The following is a 15,020-nucleotide window of genomic DNA, read 5'->3' as shown; positions in this document are numbered from 1 at the left end:
CCAGACTGCCGCCGCGGAGGCAGTCTGGATTGCTTCGTCGCAAGGGCTCCTCGCAATGACGTGGAGGGAGTGGTGGGCCTCTCTTGCCACCTCGCGGACTGGTCCGGCTAATGCCTCGTCGCGGACTGGTCCGGCATGTCGAGCAGCGCTTCGGTGAAGGGAAACTCCAGCACGATCTCGCCGTCGGCGTCGGTGACCTCGATGACGGCCTCCAGCAGCGCCGGCTGGGTTCCTTCCGACTTCACGACCTCGAGGATCATCTGGCGCGCGACCTCCCAGGCGCGATCGGGGTTGCGCAGGTCCTCGCCGTCAGGATCCACGATCAGTTCGTCTCCGATGCGGGTGTTGAAGAAATATCTGGGCATGCCTGATCCATTGGGGTCGTCTGTCGCCGATGAGAAGCCGGTCCATACTCACAACTGGTTTATCCCGACAGGGATCACGACCTATCGGCAATTTTGCGTATCTGATCCGCTCATCTTTGCGGCCGCAATACGCCATCTTTGCAGTGCAACAATTCCCGCAGCCTACTACCTAGGTCGGGAAAATTTCACTGGCGAACTTTGCCGTCCGCACTAATTTGTCCAATGGGCGGATACGTCCGAATTCGCGAAAATGGAGAGCCAAATGGCCTGGAAAGCCCCTAAGATCGTCGAAGTGCCCTGCGGCATGGAAATCAATATGTATGTGAGCGCCACCCGCAAGTAAGCGGCTGGTGGAAACGCGTTCTGCGCAGGTGGTTCTTTCGGTCACGATACGTTTCCGGCAAGAGAAACCTTGTCCGAAACTGTCTCGGCCTGAGATCCACCTCGCCAATTCGCCTCCAGGAGACGGATCATGCTTCGCGTCGTCGTCCTGGGCGCCGGGGCCGGCGGCGGAGTTCCGCAGTGGAATTGCGGCTGCGAAGGCTGCCGCGCGGCTCGTGCGAAGGGACAAGAGCTGTTTCGAACCCAGGCTTCTGTCGCCTTCAGCGGCGACGGCGAGCACTGGTTCCTGATCAACGCCTCACCCGATCTTCGCCAGCAATTGAACGCCACGCCGCAGCTGCACCCAAAGGCGGGCGCGCTGCGCCACACGCCGATTGCGGGCGTGATCTTGACCAACAGCGAAGTCGATGCCGTGGCCGGCCTGCTGTCGATGCGCGAAGGCTCGCCCTTCACGATCTATGCGCACGAGAAGGTGCTGGCGATCCTCAGCTCCAACAGCATCTTCAACGTGCTGAACGAAAAGAACGTGCGGCGCCAGCCGATCGCGATCCGCGAGCCGTTCGAGCCGCGGCTGCCCGACGGCACGCGCTCGGGGCTCGAGGTGCTGCCCTTTGCCGTGCCGGGCAAGTCGGCCTGGTATCTCGAAGGCAAGGTGCATCCGGGCGGCGAGAGCGGCGACGGCGACACGCTGGGCCTGAAGATCACCGACAAGGCCACGGGCAAGTTCTTCTACTTCATCGCGGCCTGCGCCGAGGTGACCGACGCGCTCAAGGCCGAGATCGACGGCGCTTCACTAGTGTTCTTCGACGGCACCGTCTGGCGCGACGACGAGATGATCAGGGCCGGCCTCGGCCACAAGACCGGCAAGAGCATGGGCCATGTCGCCATGTCCGGCGAGGACGGCGCCATCGCCCGGCTGGCCGATCTCAATATCGACAGGAAGCTGTTTCTGCATATCAATAACTCGAATCCGGCGCTGCTGCCCGGCTCGCCCGAGCGCAAGCTCACTGAGGAGGCGGGCTGGCAGATACCCGCGGATGGAACGGAGATCGTGCTGTGAACGCCGAATCACTGACTGGAATGACCGCGCTCTCGATCGGCAAGGACTTGAGGCTCAACTCGGCCGAGGAGCTCGAGGCGGCGCTGCGCCACATCGGCGCCACGCGCTATCACAGCCTGCATCCGTTCCATAAGCTGCTGCATGGCGGCAAGCTGAACAAGGGCCAGGTGCAGGCCTGGGCGCTCAACCGCTACTATTACCAGAGCACGATCCCGATCAAGGACGCGGTGGTGATCTCCCGCTTCCGCGACCGCGCTACCCGCCTGGAATGGCGCCATCGCATCGAGGACCATGACGGCGATGTCGGCAGCGAGGGCGGCATCGAGCGCTGGATCAAGCTGACCGAGGGCCTCGGGCTCGACACCGCTTACGTCGAATCCACCGAAGGCATCTTGCCGGCGACGCGCTTCGCGGTGGAAGCCTATGTGCACTTCTGCCGCGAAAAAAGCCCGCTGGAGGCGATCGCCTCCTCGCTCACCGAGTTGTTCGCGCCGAACCTGCATGAAGAACGCATCTCGGGCATGCTGGAGCACTACGACTTCGTCAACCCCGATATCATGAGCTACTTCAAGCGCCGCCTGACCCAGGCGCCGCGCGACGCCAATTTCGCGCTCGATTATGTCAAGAGGCACGCCACGACGCCGGAGCAGCGCGCGCAGGTCTGCAACGCGCTGATCTTCAAGACCAACGTGCTGTGGGTGCAGCTGGATGCGCTCCAGCATGCCTATGTCGAAGGCCACATTCCGCCGGGCGCGTTCGTGCCCAAAGCGAGCTGAGGATTAAAGCAATGGCCGGGCCGCGGAACATCAGCGTCAGCGAGGCGAGCCGCCCCGTGCTGCCGCGGCATGCCAAGCTGAAATACGACGAGACCCGCAAGGTCTGGGTGATCCTGGCGCCGGAACGGGTGCTGGCGCCGGATGAGATCGCGGTGGAGGTCTTGCAACTCTGCAACGGCGAGCGCAATGTCGGCGACGTCGCCGATCAGCTCGCCGCAAAGTACGCAGCGCCGCGCGAGGCGATCCTGGCCGACGTCATCGCCATGCTGCAGGATCTCGCCGACAAGGGCTTTCTCACCGAGATCAGGGAGAAGACGTCATGAGCGACGTGACCATCCCGCCCAGCGACAGCCTCGCGGTGCTTGAGAAGCAGCGCTCGACGGCGGAGACGTTCGGCATTCCGCTCGCCGTACTGCTCGAGATCACCCATCGCTGCCCGCTGCAATGTCCCTATTGCTCCAACCCGGTCGAGCTCGACCGCTCCGGCAAGGAGCTGACGACCGAGGAATGGAAGAAGGTCTTGAGCGAGCTCGCCGAGATCGGCGTGCTCCAGGTGCATTTCTCCGGTGGCGAGCCGACGGCACGGAAAGATCTCGTCGAGCTGGTCAAGCATGCCAGCGACGCCGGGCTCTATACCAATCTCATCACCTCGGCCGTGCTGCTGACGCGCGAGAGGCTCAGCGATCTCGCAGATGCCGGGCTCTGCCATGTGCAGATCTCGTTCCAGGGCATCGAGGACGGCCTCGCAGATCGCGTTGCCGGCTACAAAGGCGGCCACCGCAAGAAGCTCGAAGTCGCGAAATGGACGCGCGAGCTCGACCTGCCGCTCACCGTGAACGCGGTGATGCACCGGCAGAACCTGCACCAGCTGCCCGACATCATCCAGATGGCGCTCGATCTCGATGCCGACCGGCTCGAGGTCGCCAATGTGCAATATTACGGCTGGGCGCTGAAGAATCGCGCCGCGCTGATGCCGACCGTGGCGCAGCTCGATGAGTGTACCCGCCTCGTTGAGGAGGCGCGCGAGCGGCTGAAGGGCCGACTGACGATCGACTACGTGGTGCCGGATTATTACGCGCTGCGGCCGAAGAAGTGCATGGGCGGCTGGGGCCGGCAGTTCTTCAACATCTCGCCCGCCGGCAAGGTGCTGCCCTGCCATGCCGCCGAGAGCATCACCGGGCTCGATTTCGAATCGGTGCGCTCCAACCATTCGATCGCCTGGATTTGGCAGAACTCGGAGGCCTTCAACCGCTATCGCGGCACCGGCTGGATGAAGGAGCCGTGCAAGTCTTGCGAGTTCCGCGAGATCGATTTCGGCGGCTGCCGCTGCCAGGCCTTTGCACTGACCGGAGACGCCGCCAACACCGACCCGGCCTGCGCGCTGTCGCCGCTGCACGAGACCATCTTCAAGCAGGCGGAAGCCGAGGCCGCAGGCGACACCAGCCGCTTCCTCTATCGCAACTTCGCCGGCGGCACCCTGGAATCCGAGAATGACGCCTGACGCCGACGCGGGCACAGCGGCCAAACGCACTGATCCCTTTGCACCGCTGACCTCCGATATGCTCGACGTCGGCGACGGCCATGAGCTCTATGTCGAGAGCGTCGGCCGCAGCGACGGCATCCCCGCGGTCTATCTGCATGGCGGGCCCGGCAGCGGCTGCCAGCCCGACCATCGCCGGCTGTTCGATCCCGACCGCTTCTGCGCCGTGCTGTTCGACCAGCGCGGCTGCGGCCGCAGCCGGCCCAAGGGATCGCGCGAGCACAACACCATTGCGCACCTGATCGCGGACATGGAAAAGATCCGCGAAAAATTCGGCTTCGAACGGTGGATGGTGGTCGGCGGCTCCTGGGGCGCGACGCTGGCGCTGGCTTATGCAGAGGCGCATCCCGAGCACGTCTCGGGCATTGCGCTGCGCGCGACGTTTCTCGGCACGCGAGCAGAAGTCGAGACGGCCTTCACCTCGCGCCTGTCGCAATTCCATCCGGCGCTGTACGAGGATTTCCTCAGCGTGCTGCCGCCAGAGGAACGCGACCGGCCGGTGGATGCCTATTGGCGCCGCATCCTCGATGCCGACCCTGCCGTGCATGGCCCGGCGGCGAAGGCCTGGCACGACACCGAGCGCGTCTTGTCCGAGCACAAGCCGGCACGGACGCGGCTCGACCTCGCCGGGCTGAACGTCTGGCGCACATTGCCGGCGACGCCGTTCATGGAAGCGCATTATTTCATCAACGACAGCTTCATGAACGAGGACCAGCTGCTGCGGAACGCGGGCCGGCTCGACGGCATTCCCGGCGTGATCGTGCAGGGGCGCTATGATCTGTTGTGTGCTCCCGCGACAGCGCAGGCCCTTGCGAAAGTATGGCCCGGTTCCGAGCTTCGCATCGTGGAAGAAGCCGGGCATTCGCTCTATGATGGCGGCGTGAGGGACGCGGTCATGAAGTCGATCGCGGACCTTGCGTCGAAGATCGGGCGATGAGAGGACAAGAATGCCGCTCGCCGGAAAGGGCATGCTGCTGACGTCGATGAACATCGACGCTGCGGACGAGGCCGATTTCAACCGCTGGTACGATCGCGAGCATCTGGAAGAGCGTGTCGCAATCGACGGATTTCTCGAAGCGCGGCGCTATGTCGCGCATGCCGCCAACCCCAAATATCTCTCGCTGTACTCGACCGAAACGCTCGGCGTGCTCGACAGCCCCGCCTACCGGGCGCGCCTCGCCGACCAGACCGAATGGTCGCGGCGATCCATGGCGCGCTTCAGGGACATGCTGCGCGTGGTCGCGCGCATCACAATCAGCAAGGGTACTGGCCGCGGCGCGTCGCTCGGCCTGGTGCGGCTGCGGCCGACGCCCGACAACGCCGGTGCGTGGCGTGATGCGCTGCAAGAAAAGCTGGCGCCGCAGGACCGCGACGGCATCATCTCGATGCACCTGCTCGAAAGCGAGCCGGAATTGTCGGGCGCAACGGCGGGAATTCCGGCGGTGCGCAACGAGGGCGCGCGCGACTGGTTCGTGCTGATCGACGGCACGCATGTCAATGCGGTCTCCGCCGTCATCGCCGAGCGCTTCACCGGCCCGGCTGCGGCGCCCTTCCCGCTCCCCATCTCCGTCGGCACCTACTGCCTGATGTGGGACCTCGCCAAGAGCGATGTCGCGCGCGGCTGAACGGCATCCGCATCGCAGCATATTGCACCGCACGCATCTCGTGCGCCGCGCGTTAATGCCGCGCACGCGTAGCTCCCATGAAAGCGGTGACGCGCGCAAATTTGCCGTTGTACTTCGGAACGGTTCTAATAAGCTAACCCAATGACGTCATTCAGAAACCAGATCAAAGCGCGTTAAGCGCTCGCCAAGCTCAAACAAAAAAGGCCGCGGGGTCTTCGGACCTGCGCGGACAGGGTAGGAATGAAACCGACCGACATCGCGGCCCCCGACTACTTTCACAAAGTGGTCGATTGCCAATGGGCCTGTCCTGCACACACCCCGGTTCCCGAATACATCCGACTGATCGCCCAAGGCCGCTACAGCGACGCCTACATGATCAATTGGAAGTCGAACGTGTTTCCCGGCATTCTGGGACGCACCTGCGATCGTCCCTGCGAGCCGGCGTGCCGGCGCGGACGCGTTGAGGAAAATCCTGTCGCGATCTGCCGCCTCAAGCGCGTTGCCGCCGATTTCAAGGACGACATCAGGCAGCGGCTGCCGAAGCCCGGGCCGAAGAACGGCAAGCGCGTCGCGCTGGTCGGCGGCGGTCCCGCTTCGCTGACGGTGGCACGCGATCTCGCGCCGCTTGGCTATCACTGCACCGTGTTCGATGCCGACCCGGAAGCCGGCGGCATGATGCGCACGCAAATCCCGAAATTCCGCCTGCCCAATTCGGTGATCGACGAGGAGACCGGCTACATCCTGGGTCTCGGCGTCGAGTTCAAAGGCGGCCACCGCATCGACAGCATGAAGGCGCTGCTCGCGGAGAAATACGACGCGATCTTCGTCGGCTCCGGCGCGCCCCGCGGCCGCGAGCTCGAGCTTCCCGGCCGGAAAGAGGCCGCCGCCAACATCCATATCGGCATCGAATGGCTGGCCAACGTGTCGTTCGGCCATGTCGACAAGATCGGCAAGCGCGTGATCGTGCTCGGCGGCGGCAACACCGCGATGGATTGCTGCCGCACCGCGCGCCGGCTCGGCGGCGAGAAAGTCACGGTGGTCGTGCGTTCCGGCTTCGACGAGATGAAGGCCTCGCCCTGGGAGAAGGAAGACGCGATCCACGAGGATATTCCGATCCTCAACTACATGGTCCCGGTGGCCTTCAAGCATGTCGCCGGCAAGCTGATCGGCGTCACCTTCCAGCACGTCAAAGCCGAATACGACGCCAAAGGCCGCCGCAATCTGGTGCCTTCGGGCGATCCCGATCAGACCATTCCCTGCGACGACGTGCTGGTCGCGGTCGGCCAGGAGAATGCCTTCCCCTGGATCGAGCAGGATTGCGGCATCGAGTTCGACAAATGGCACATGCCGAAGGTCGATCCGAAGACCTTCGCCTCGACCAATCCGAAAGTGTTCTTCGGCGGCGATGCCGCGTTCGGCCCGAAGAACATCATCTGGGCGGTCGCGCACGGCCATGACGCCGCGCTGTCGATCCACAAGATGCTCTCGGGCGAAGCGGTCGACGAACGGCCGCTGCCGGAGGTGCAGATCTCCTCGCAGAAGATGGGCATCCACGAATGGAGCTATGACAACGACATCTCGCCCGACAAGCGCTATAAGGTACCGCATCGCGACAAGGTCGTTGCGCTGAAGGACATCCGCGCCGAGGTCGAGCTCGGCTATGATGTCAAGCTGGCGCTCGGCGAAGCGCATCGCTGCCTGAACTGCGACGTGCAGACCGTGTTCTCGACCTCGCTCTGCATCGAGTGCGACGCCTGCGCCGACATCTGCCCGATGGATTGCATCACCTTCACCGCCAACGGCGAGGAAAGCGATCTGCGCCAGCGCCTGAAGGCGCCCTCCGCGCATCCGGACCAGGACCTCTACGTCTCCTCGGACCTGAAGACCGGGCGGGTGATGGTGAAGGACGAGGATGTCTGCCTGCATTGCGGGCTGTGCGCCGAGCGCTGTCCCACCGGCGCCTGGGACATGCAGAAATATTTCATCGAGATGACCCACGCAGGTTCGACATGTCCGACAAGAAGCCGATCAGCAGCGTAAACGACTTCGTCGTCCGCTTCGCCAACGTCAACGGCTCGGGCTCGGCCAGCGCCAACGAGATGTTCGCGCGCGCGATCCTGCGCCACGGCGTGCCTGTCAGCCCACGCAACATCTTCCCCTCCAACATCCAGGGCCTGCCGACCTGGTACGAGGTGCGCGTGACGGAAGCCGGCCATCTCGGCGCACGCGGCGGCGTCGACATGATGGTGGCGATGAATCCGCAGACCTGGGACAAGGACGTCGCCGGCATCGAGCCCGGCGGCTACCTGTTCTACGATTCCACCAAGCCGATGCCGTCGACCAAATTCCGCGACGACATCACAGTGATCGGCGTGCCGCTGACTGCGATCACCAACTCGACCTATACCGATCCGCGTCAGCGACAGCTGTTCAAGAACATCATCTATTTGGGCGCGCTCAGCGCGTTGCTCGACATGGACCCCAAGCTGATCGAGCAGCTGATCGGCGAGCAGTACAAAGGCAAGGAGAAGCTGCTCTCCTCCAACGTCCATGCGCTGCATCTCGGCCGCGACTGGGCGCTGCAGAACCTGAAATGTCCGATTGGGCTGCGCGTGAAGAAGTCCGACAAGGTCGGCGACCGCATCTTCATCGAGGGCAACAGCGCCGCCGCGCTCGGCGCGGTCTATGGTGGCGCCACCGTGTGTGCCTGGTATCCGATCACGCCGTCCTCGTCGGTGGCCGAGGCTTTCACCGCCCATTGCAAGAAGTACCGGCACGATCCTGAAACGGGCAAGGCGAAATACGCGATCGTGCAGGGCGAGGACGAGCTCGCGTCGATCGGCATCGTGATCGGCGCGTCCTGGAACGGCGCCCGCGCCTTCACGGCGACCTCCGGCCCCGGCATCTCACTGATGACGGAGTTCATCGGCCTCTCGTACTTTGCCGAGATTCCGGCCGTGATCATGAACATCCAGCGCGCCGGCCCCTCCACGGGCATGCCGACCCGCACCCAGCAATGCGACATCATCGCCTGCGCCTATGCCTCGCATGGCGACACCAAGCATGTGCTGCTGTTCCCCGAGGACCCGGCCGAGGCCTTCGAGTTCGCGGCCGCCGCCTTCGATCTCGCCGAGCGGCTGCAGACGACGATCTTCCTGATGCTCGATCTCGACATCGGCATGAACCACCGGCTCTGCCGCCCGCTGAAGTGGGACGATGCCAGGCAATATGACCGCGGCAAGGTGATGACGGAGGCGATGCTGGAGGAAGGCCGCGACTTCGGCCGCTATCTCGACGTCGACGGCGACGGCATTCCCTACCGCACCTATCCCGGCACGCATCCGACCAAGGGCTCCTACTTCACCCGCGGCACGTCGCGGGACCGCTATGCGCGCTACTCCGAGGAAGGCACGGTCTACGCCGACAACATGCAGCGCCTGATGCGCAAGTTCGAGACCGCGCAGGACCTGGTGCCGCGTCCGCTGCAGGCCAATGCGGAACGGCCGACCAAATATGGCGTGATATATTTCGGCTCGACCTCGCCGGCGATGGACGAGGCGATCGGCCTGCTGGAAGCGCGCGGGCATCAGCTCGACCGTCTGCGCATCCGCGCCTTCCCGTTCCATTCCAGCGTGGCCAGCTTCCTCGCCGAGCACGATTTCGTATACGTCGTCGAGCAGAACCGCGACAGCCAGCTGCGCCAGCTCATCGTCAACGAGAACGGCATCGATCCCGTCCGGCTGGTGCCGATCGTGCATTACGACGGCACGCCGATCACTGCTCGCTTCATCGCCAAGGCCATTGGCGACCACCAGGACCACCTCAAGGTGACCCCGCTCCGCAAGGCCGTTTCATGACTTACATCGCAAAACCGAAATTCCATCATCCAGGCCTGAAGAAGAACGCGCTCGGCTACACGCATCGGGACTACGAGGGCAAGATCTCGACGCTGTGCGCGGGCTGCGGCCACGATTCGATCACGGCCTCGATCATCGAAGCCTGCTACGAGCTCTCGATCGAGCCGCATCGGGTGGCGAAGATCTCCGGCATCGGCTGCTCGTCGAAGACGCCGGACTATTTCCTCGGCAATTCGCACGGCTTCAATTCCGTGCACGGCCGCATGCCATCCGTGCTGACAGGCGCCAACCTCGCCAACCGCGAGCTGATCTATCTCGGCGTCTCCGGCGATGGCGATTCCGCCTCGATCGGTTTCGGGCAGTTCGCGCATTCGATCCGGCGCGGCGTCAACATGACCTATATCGTCGAGAACAACGGCGTTTACGGCCTGACCAAGGGTCAGTTCTCGGCCACCGCCGACCGCGGCTCGAAGAGCAAGAAGGGCGTCACCAACACCGACAACGCCATCGACCTCGTCGCCATCGCGCTGCAGTTAGGGGCCACCTTCGTGGCGCGCTCGTTCTCCGGCGACAAGAGCCAGCTGGTGCCGCTGATCGCCGCCGCGATCGGCCACAAGGGCGCGTCCTTCATCGACGTGATCAGCCCCTGCATCGCCTTCAACAACCATGCCGGCTCGACCAAGAGCTTCGACTATGTCCGCGAGCACAATGACGCCGTGAACCGGCTCGACGTGCTGGTCGGCCGCGACCCGATTGCGGTGGACTACGCGCCCGGCACGGTGCAGGTGGTCGAGCAGCACGACGGCAGCAAGATCGCGCTGCGCAAGATCGATGCGGATTACGATCCGCACGACCGCCTGGGCGCCCAGACCTTCCTCGCAAGGCACGCCGCCAAGGGCCAGATCGTCACCGGTCTTCTGTACGTCGACCCTGAGGCCGAAGACCTGCACGAGCATCTCAACACGGTCGAGACGCCGCTCAACGCGCTGGAGGCGGACACGCTCTGCCCGGGCTCGGCGGTGCTGGACAAGATCAACGCCAGCCTGCGGTGATCATCTTCGCGCTGATGCCGCCGGCCTGACGCGTATCGTGATCTTCTCCGACACGACGGGTGGTTCGAACGGATAGTGCTTGGCGTCGCCAAGCACCAGTTGCAGCGTGTGCGTGCCCGGCGGAAGCTCGAGAAACGTTTCGGTTTGTCCCGCTCCGAAATGCAGATGGGACTTGTCCTGCGGAATCGGCTCCTTGGCATCGATGGGGTCTTTCACGTCGATCAACAGATGATGGTGGCCGGCATTGTGGTAGTCGTCGCCGGCATGCGTCACGCCCATGTTGCGCAGGCCGAAACGGACCCAAAACCCACCACGGATCTTCTGGCCGTCATACGGCGAGATGAAATAAAGCTTGGCGTCCTTTGGCGCAGTTTTGCCTTGCGGATAGGCCGCGCCGGGGAGCAATGCGATGGCGGCCGCGAGCGCGATACAGGAAACGATCTTCATCAAATTGACTCCAGTACCTACGGACTGAGCGCGATCCGGAATCCATGCGTGGGGTAACGGACGCCGGTGTCGTATCCACCGCGGTTTGACGGCCGCACATATCTCGAATCGTTCTTCCAGGAGCCTGAGCGCAGGACATGAGAGCCGCAGTCAGGGCTAGTCCACGCCGAGCCGTCGCTGGGCGCGCCCTGATACGTCCGGTGCCAGCAGTCTGCGACCCACTGATCGATGCCGCCGCCCATGTCGTAAAGCCCGAATGGATTGGGCTTGAAACTGCCGACCTTGGCCGGCTGCTCGGCCGCAAGTTCACCGCAATCCTTGCAGCCCGCCATGCCCGGCTGGAGCTTGTCGCCCCACCAATATTTGGTCTGTGTCCCGCCGCGTGCCGCATATTCCCATTCGGCTTCGCTGGGAAGCCGGTAGGGCTTCTTCGTCGCTTGCGCGAGCCAGGCGACATATTGCTGCGCATCGGTCCAGCTCACATTGCTGACCGGGGCATCGTCCTTGCCAGTGGCCGTGAATCCGCACGCCTTGGCGGCAGCGCATTCGTTCCACTCCTGCACCGTTACCGGATATTTTCCGATCGAGAACGGCTTGATCGTGACCTGGTGGACGGGACGCTCGGTCGGATCGTCGTTGCTTCCCATGGCGAAGCTGCCGCCGCGAATGGCGATCATTTCGGGCTCGCGCACCGGCGTTACCGACGGGCTGGGAGCCGGAGCCGGAGCCGGGGCGGAAGGCGACGAAGCCAATGACGGAGAGGGTTGCGGCGTCTGCTTCGCCGCCTCGCTCGGCAACGGCTGAGGAACCGGTGAGACGACCGGAGCGGTGGGCGGCGCGGCAGCCTGCTCGCCCATCCTGCCGGGCTGCGCCAGCAAATACCAGAGCACGCCAGTGGCCATCATCAGCACTGCGATGGCCAGCAAAAAGATCAGCGCGTTCTCACGCCGGCTTCTTGTCTTGCCGACCGCATCAGCGTCCGGCAGCACACGATACACGCGCACCGGATCGGTGATGTTCTTGACCTTGCGGTCGCCGAGCGACTCATAGCCGCATACGATCTTGTGTTTGATCTGCTCGTAGATCGCGCCGGATATGAAGACCTGCCCCGGCTCCGCGATGCCCTCGATACGCGTGGCGATGTTGACGCCGTCACCATAGATGTCGTCCGGCTCCACGATGACGTCACCGAGATTGACTCCGATCCGATATTCGAGCCGGGAATGCTTGGGAATGGAGGCGTTGCGGCCGACGAGATTCTGCTGGATGACGATGCTGCATCGAACGGCTTCCACGGGACTGTCGAATATGGCGATGAAGCCGTCGCCGGTCGTCTTCACCAGACTTCCATGGTGCTCGATGATGCTGGGCTGGATGATGTCGCGCTCGATCCGCTTGACGCGGGCATGCGTGCCTTCCTCGTCGGCCTGCATCAACCGGCTGTAGGAGACGATATCGCCGACGATGATCGCGGCGAGACGGCGAGGCATTCCGCTGTGCGGCGGCGGCTCGTCGGGATTTCCGGGTCTGAAGTTGCGAATTTCGCCCATGCAGGGGACTCCACAAACTTACAAGGCAGCCCCAGCCTACGACCGCCAAAGGCGATCGTCTGTGAAGGCTATCACATTGACGAACCGAGACAATGTCGCAGCGATTGCAGGCTTCAAGTTCCGAAGAGCCGCCCGCTTCACCGCTTGAACCTTCTCGAGCCCATCAGTGACTAAGGCGGAGCGTGAAGCGAGTTGCGCGAATCCGCACCGCGACCATCGCTCGAGCGGCTTGCGACGGTTGAACGCGGGTCACCAATTCTGCGTCTAACAGACAGCAGCTCTGTCCTGCTGCGACGAAATTGTCGTGTGCACGAGGCCTTTATGAAGCTCGTCATCCTTGCTGCCCTCACTTTTGCTGCGCTGACCAGCGTCGGCCGCGCCGAGGAAGTCGACGATATCCGCGAGGCCAGTAAGGCCGAGGCCGAGACCTTCAATACGCGGATGTATGTGAAGCCTCCCGGCGACAAGGCCTATGCCTGCTTCGTCCGCCGCTACGATGCCGACCATTTGGCGCGGCATCCGAAGCAGAAGGTCGCTTCGATGAAGCTGCTGGTCTCCGCGGAGTACGACAAGGAGGACAAGGAGCTGCACCATTCCTTCCGCCTTGGCTTCAGGTACCGTCACCGCAGCGGCGATTTCGACTCCAGCGGCTCGTGCAACCACGCCGTATTCACCAAGAGCGGCGACGAGGTGCGCCTCGGCTGCGGCGTCGACTGCGATGGCGGCGGCATCGGCGTTGCGCTCTCCAAGGACGACAAGTCCGCGATCGTCCGGCTCGAACGTGTCAGGGTCTGGCAGAACAACAAGCCGGACGATGACGCCGAGCATTCGCTGACCGCCGGCGCCGACGACAAGATTTTCCGGCTCGACCGGGCCGACAATCGCGAGTGCGCCTCGCTGGTGACCGACCGCAAGGAACTCGCGGCGCTGCGCCACAAATGATATGCCTGCGAAAATTCGGACTTCGTCGAGGAGATCGCCATGAACCGTCGGAACATCCTGTGGAGCGCCGTCTCGGCACTCGGTGCGGCGCTTGGCGTCTCCAGCGCGAAAGCCACCACCGCCACCGCGCCGTCGAACAAGCTCAAGGTGGCCTATCACCTCAGCGACGCCGAGAAGGTCCATTTCGTGCTCGGCAATATCCAGAACCACATCGACGGCGTCGGCGGCCCCGAGCACGTGACGATCGCGCTGGTGATCCACGGCCCGGCGCTGAAGGCGTTTCACTCGGCGCAGGCCAACCCCGACGTCAGCAAGCGCGTCGGTGACTTCTCAAAGGGCGGCGTCGAGCTCGCCGCCTGCGGCAACACGATGAAGGCGCAGAACGTGACGCTGAGCGAGCTGCTGCCGGGTTTCATCAACGCCGAGAAGGGCGGCGTGGTCCGGCTGGCCGAGCTGCAGTCGCAGGGGTATCTGTATTTGCGGCCGTAGCGTTTCGCGGGGCGCCTCCACATTCTCCGTCATTGCGAGGAGCCCTTGCGACGGAGCAATCCAGACTGTCTCCGAGGAGGGATTCTGGATTGCTTCGCTGCGCTCGCAATGACGGCGGAGGACGTTGCGCGAGCGACAGCCATTTCCCTCCAAGTCCACTTGACTCACCCATAACTCTACAGTTATGAGTTAATCCATAACTTCCTAGTTATGGATTCCTCATGTCCCCCACCCCCGACCTTCTGTTCAGAACGCTCGCCGATCCCACCCGGCGCGCGATCTTCGAGCGGCTGTGCCGTGAGGGGGAGCAGACGGTCGGGGCGCTGACGGCACGATCCGGCGTGTCGCAGCCGGCGGTGTCGAAACATCTTGGCGCCCTGAAACAGGCGGGCCTGGTTCGCGACCGGCACGAAGGACGGCAGACCCATTACAGCGCGCAGCCCGGTGCGCTCAATCCGCTGATCGACTGGACCGGCCAGATGGCCGGGTTCTGGCAGAAAAGGTTAGATGCCCTCGACGATCTCCTGAAGAGGATGGACCAATGAACGCCCCCGCCGAGACGCGCTCCGTCGTGATCGAGCGCGAATTTGCCTATCCCGCCGAGCGGCTCTGGCGCGCGCTGACGCAGCCGCATCTGATCGAGGAATGGCTGATGAAGAACGACTTCAAGCCGGTCGTCGGCCATCGCTTCAATCTGCGCGGCGAATGGGGCGGCGTGCTGGACTGCGAGGTGCTCACCATCGAGCCGCAGAGGACGCTGGCCTACACCTGGAATTTCTCGCATGAGGACGCCGCCTTCGACCTCAAGAGCATCGTCACCTTCACGCTGACGCCGACGAGCGCGGGCACGCATCTGCGCGTCGAGCAGGCGGGCTTCCGCCCGACGCAGAAACAGGCGTTCGGCGGCGCGCATGCCGGCTGGAAGCAGTTTTTGGCGAAGCTGGACGATTTGCTGGCGCGGGCGAGCTAGCTCCA

At 63.7% G+C, this 15,020-nt stretch carries 17 protein-coding genes; 14 read left to right on the top strand and 3 right to left on the bottom strand.

Annotated features, from left to right (window positions below; all coding sequences use genetic code 11):
• Positions 1-107: 107 nt before the first annotated feature.
• Complete coding sequence (locus I6F37_RS12760) at positions 108-365, bottom strand: hypothetical protein (RefSeq protein ID WP_036007354.1); 258 nt, start codon at positions 363-365, stop codon at positions 108-110.
• 262 nt (positions 366-627) lie between these two features.
• Between I6F37_RS12760 and pqqA the strand changes: the two genes are divergently transcribed.
• The 10 genes from pqqA (at position 628) to I6F37_RS12710 (ending at position 10,617) form a co-directional block, all read left to right on the top strand.
• Positions 628-708 carry a pyrroloquinoline quinone precursor peptide PqqA gene (gene pqqA, locus I6F37_RS12755; protein WP_007595659.1) on the top strand — a complete coding sequence of 27 codons (81 nt, stop codon included), beginning with the start codon at positions 628-630 and terminating at the stop codon, positions 706-708.
• Positions 709-837: 129 nt separating this feature from the next.
• Positions 838-1,767 (top strand): pyrroloquinoline quinone biosynthesis protein PqqB, encoded by a 930-nt coding sequence (pqqB, locus tag I6F37_RS12750; protein ID WP_109144745.1) that lies wholly within the window; start codon positions 838-840, stop codon positions 1,765-1,767.
• On the top strand, positions 1,764-2,543 hold the full coding sequence (gene pqqC / locus I6F37_RS12745; protein ID WP_225151352.1) for a pyrroloquinoline-quinone synthase PqqC: 780 nt from the start codon (positions 1,764-1,766) through the stop codon (positions 2,541-2,543). The genes pqqB and pqqC overlap by 4 nt, the downstream gene beginning before the upstream one ends.
• Before the next feature lie 11 nt (positions 2,544-2,554).
• Positions 2,555-2,866, top strand: a complete 312-nt coding sequence (gene pqqD / locus I6F37_RS12740) for a pyrroloquinoline quinone biosynthesis peptide chaperone PqqD (protein ID WP_057026049.1) — start codon at positions 2,555-2,557, stop codon at positions 2,864-2,866.
• Complete coding sequence (pqqE, locus tag I6F37_RS12735) at positions 2,863-4,044, top strand: pyrroloquinoline quinone biosynthesis protein PqqE (RefSeq protein WP_109144747.1); 1,182 nt, start codon at positions 2,863-2,865, stop codon at positions 4,042-4,044. Before pqqD ends, pqqE begins: the two co-directional genes overlap by 4 nt.
• The gene (gene pip, locus I6F37_RS12730) at positions 4,034-5,020 is read left to right on the top strand and encodes a prolyl aminopeptidase (protein WP_225151350.1); all 987 of its coding nucleotides are present in this window, start codon (positions 4,034-4,036) and stop codon (positions 5,018-5,020) included. Before pqqE ends, pip begins: the two co-directional genes overlap by 11 nt.
• Before the next feature lie 10 nt (positions 5,021-5,030).
• The gene (locus I6F37_RS12725; RefSeq protein ID WP_036027271.1) at positions 5,031-5,708 is read left to right on the top strand and encodes a DUF4286 family protein; all 678 of its coding nucleotides are present in this window, start codon (positions 5,031-5,033) and stop codon (positions 5,706-5,708) included.
• Positions 5,709-5,948: 240 nt separating this feature from the next.
• Positions 5,949-7,748, top strand: a complete 1,800-nt coding sequence (locus I6F37_RS12720) for an FAD-dependent oxidoreductase (protein ID WP_225151348.1) — start codon at positions 5,949-5,951, stop codon at positions 7,746-7,748.
• Positions 7,718-9,565: a 2-oxoacid:acceptor oxidoreductase subunit alpha gene (locus tag I6F37_RS12715; protein WP_225151346.1), complete on the top strand. Its 1,848-nt coding sequence runs from the start codon at positions 7,718-7,720 to the stop codon at positions 9,563-9,565. Before I6F37_RS12720 ends, I6F37_RS12715 begins: the two co-directional genes overlap by 31 nt.
• On the top strand, positions 9,562-10,617 hold the full coding sequence (locus tag I6F37_RS12710) for a 2-oxoacid:ferredoxin oxidoreductase subunit beta (RefSeq protein ID WP_225112120.1): 1,056 nt from the start codon (positions 9,562-9,564) through the stop codon (positions 10,615-10,617). Before I6F37_RS12715 ends, I6F37_RS12710 begins: the two co-directional genes overlap by 4 nt.
• On the opposite strand, the gene I6F37_RS12705 is transcribed toward I6F37_RS12710, so the two are convergent.
• Together I6F37_RS12705 and I6F37_RS12700 are read right to left on the bottom strand one after the other, a co-directional pair.
• Positions 10,618-11,064 carry a DUF4399 domain-containing protein gene (locus I6F37_RS12705; RefSeq protein ID WP_036007306.1) on the bottom strand — a complete coding sequence of 149 codons (447 nt, stop codon included), beginning with the start codon at positions 11,062-11,064 and terminating at the stop codon, positions 10,618-10,620.
• Positions 11,065-11,081: 17 nt separating this feature from the next.
• The gene (locus I6F37_RS12700; RefSeq protein WP_036007304.1) at positions 11,082-12,614 is read right to left on the bottom strand and encodes an SUMF1/EgtB/PvdO family nonheme iron enzyme; all 1,533 of its coding nucleotides are present in this window, start codon (positions 12,612-12,614) and stop codon (positions 11,082-11,084) included.
• A 321-nt stretch (positions 12,615-12,935) separates the two neighbouring features.
• Here I6F37_RS12700 and I6F37_RS12695 point away from each other — a divergent pair, with 321 nt between their 5' ends.
• The 4 genes from I6F37_RS12695 (at position 12,936) to I6F37_RS12680 (ending at position 15,015) form a co-directional block, all read left to right on the top strand.
• Entirely contained in the window at positions 12,936-13,556 is a 621-nt protein-coding gene (locus I6F37_RS12695) for a hypothetical protein (protein WP_036007302.1), read from the top strand.
• Positions 13,557-13,595: 39 nt separating this feature from the next.
• Positions 13,596-14,045, top strand: a complete 450-nt coding sequence (locus I6F37_RS12690) for a DsrE family protein (RefSeq protein WP_036007299.1) — start codon at positions 13,596-13,598, stop codon at positions 14,043-14,045.
• Between the two features lie 221 nt (positions 14,046-14,266).
• A complete protein-coding gene (locus I6F37_RS12685) occupies positions 14,267-14,590 on the top strand; it encodes a helix-turn-helix transcriptional regulator (RefSeq protein WP_036007297.1) in 324 nt (107 codons plus the stop codon).
• On the top strand, positions 14,587-15,015 hold the full coding sequence (locus I6F37_RS12680) for an SRPBCC domain-containing protein (RefSeq protein ID WP_036007293.1): 429 nt from the start codon (positions 14,587-14,589) through the stop codon (positions 15,013-15,015). The genes I6F37_RS12685 and I6F37_RS12680 overlap by 4 nt, the downstream gene beginning before the upstream one ends.
• Positions 15,016-15,020: the final 5 nt, after the last annotated feature.

The sequence above is a fragment of the Bradyrhizobium sp. NBAIM08 genome (assembly GCF_020193935.1).
Lineage (GTDB): Bacteria > Pseudomonadota > Alphaproteobacteria > Rhizobiales > Xanthobacteraceae > Bradyrhizobium > Bradyrhizobium yuanmingense.
The sequence above is the reverse complement of the archived record's forward strand: the minus strand, read 5'-3'. Positions and strand labels throughout refer to the sequence as shown.

Bases quoted from the DNA above. Each gene is read 5' to 3' on its own strand.
- I6F37_RS12725 (WP_036027271.1), top strand. From the start codon at position 5,031: ATGCCGCTCGCCGGAAAGGGCATGCTGCTGACGTCGATGAACATCGAC.
- pqqE (WP_109144747.1), top strand. From the start codon at position 2,863: ATGAGCGACGTGACCATCCCGCCCAGCGACAGCCTCGCGGTGCTTGAG.
- I6F37_RS12720 (WP_225151348.1), top strand. From the start codon at position 5,949: ATGAAACCGACCGACATCGCGGCCCCCGACTACTTTCACAAAGTGGTC.
- I6F37_RS12715 (WP_225151346.1), top strand. From the start codon at position 7,718: ATGTCCGACAAGAAGCCGATCAGCAGCGTAAACGACTTCGTCGTCCGC.
- pqqD (WP_057026049.1), top strand. From the start codon at position 2,555: ATGGCCGGGCCGCGGAACATCAGCGTCAGCGAGGCGAGCCGCCCCGTG.
- pqqA (WP_007595659.1), top strand. From the start codon at position 628: ATGGCCTGGAAAGCCCCTAAGATCGTCGAAGTGCCCTGCGGCATGGAA.
- I6F37_RS12690 (WP_036007299.1), top strand. From the start codon at position 13,596: ATGAACCGTCGGAACATCCTGTGGAGCGCCGTCTCGGCACTCGGTGCG.
- pip (WP_225151350.1), top strand. From the start codon at position 4,034: ATGACGCCTGACGCCGACGCGGGCACAGCGGCCAAACGCACTGATCCC.
- I6F37_RS12695 (WP_036007302.1), top strand. From the start codon at position 12,936: ATGAAGCTCGTCATCCTTGCTGCCCTCACTTTTGCTGCGCTGACCAGC.
- pqqB (WP_109144745.1), top strand. From the start codon at position 838: ATGCTTCGCGTCGTCGTCCTGGGCGCCGGGGCCGGCGGCGGAGTTCCG.
- I6F37_RS12685 (WP_036007297.1), top strand. From the start codon at position 14,267: ATGTCCCCCACCCCCGACCTTCTGTTCAGAACGCTCGCCGATCCCACC.
- I6F37_RS12680 (WP_036007293.1), top strand. From the start codon at position 14,587: ATGAACGCCCCCGCCGAGACGCGCTCCGTCGTGATCGAGCGCGAATTT.
- I6F37_RS12710 (WP_225112120.1), top strand. From the start codon at position 9,562: ATGACTTACATCGCAAAACCGAAATTCCATCATCCAGGCCTGAAGAAG.
- I6F37_RS12705 (WP_036007306.1), bottom strand. From the start codon at position 11,064: ATGAAGATCGTTTCCTGTATCGCGCTCGCGGCCGCCATCGCATTGCTC.
- I6F37_RS12700 (WP_036007304.1), bottom strand. From the start codon at position 12,614: ATGGGCGAAATTCGCAACTTCAGACCCGGAAATCCCGACGAGCCGCCG.
- I6F37_RS12760 (WP_036007354.1), bottom strand. From the start codon at position 365: ATGCCCAGATATTTCTTCAACACCCGCATCGGAGACGAACTGATCGTG.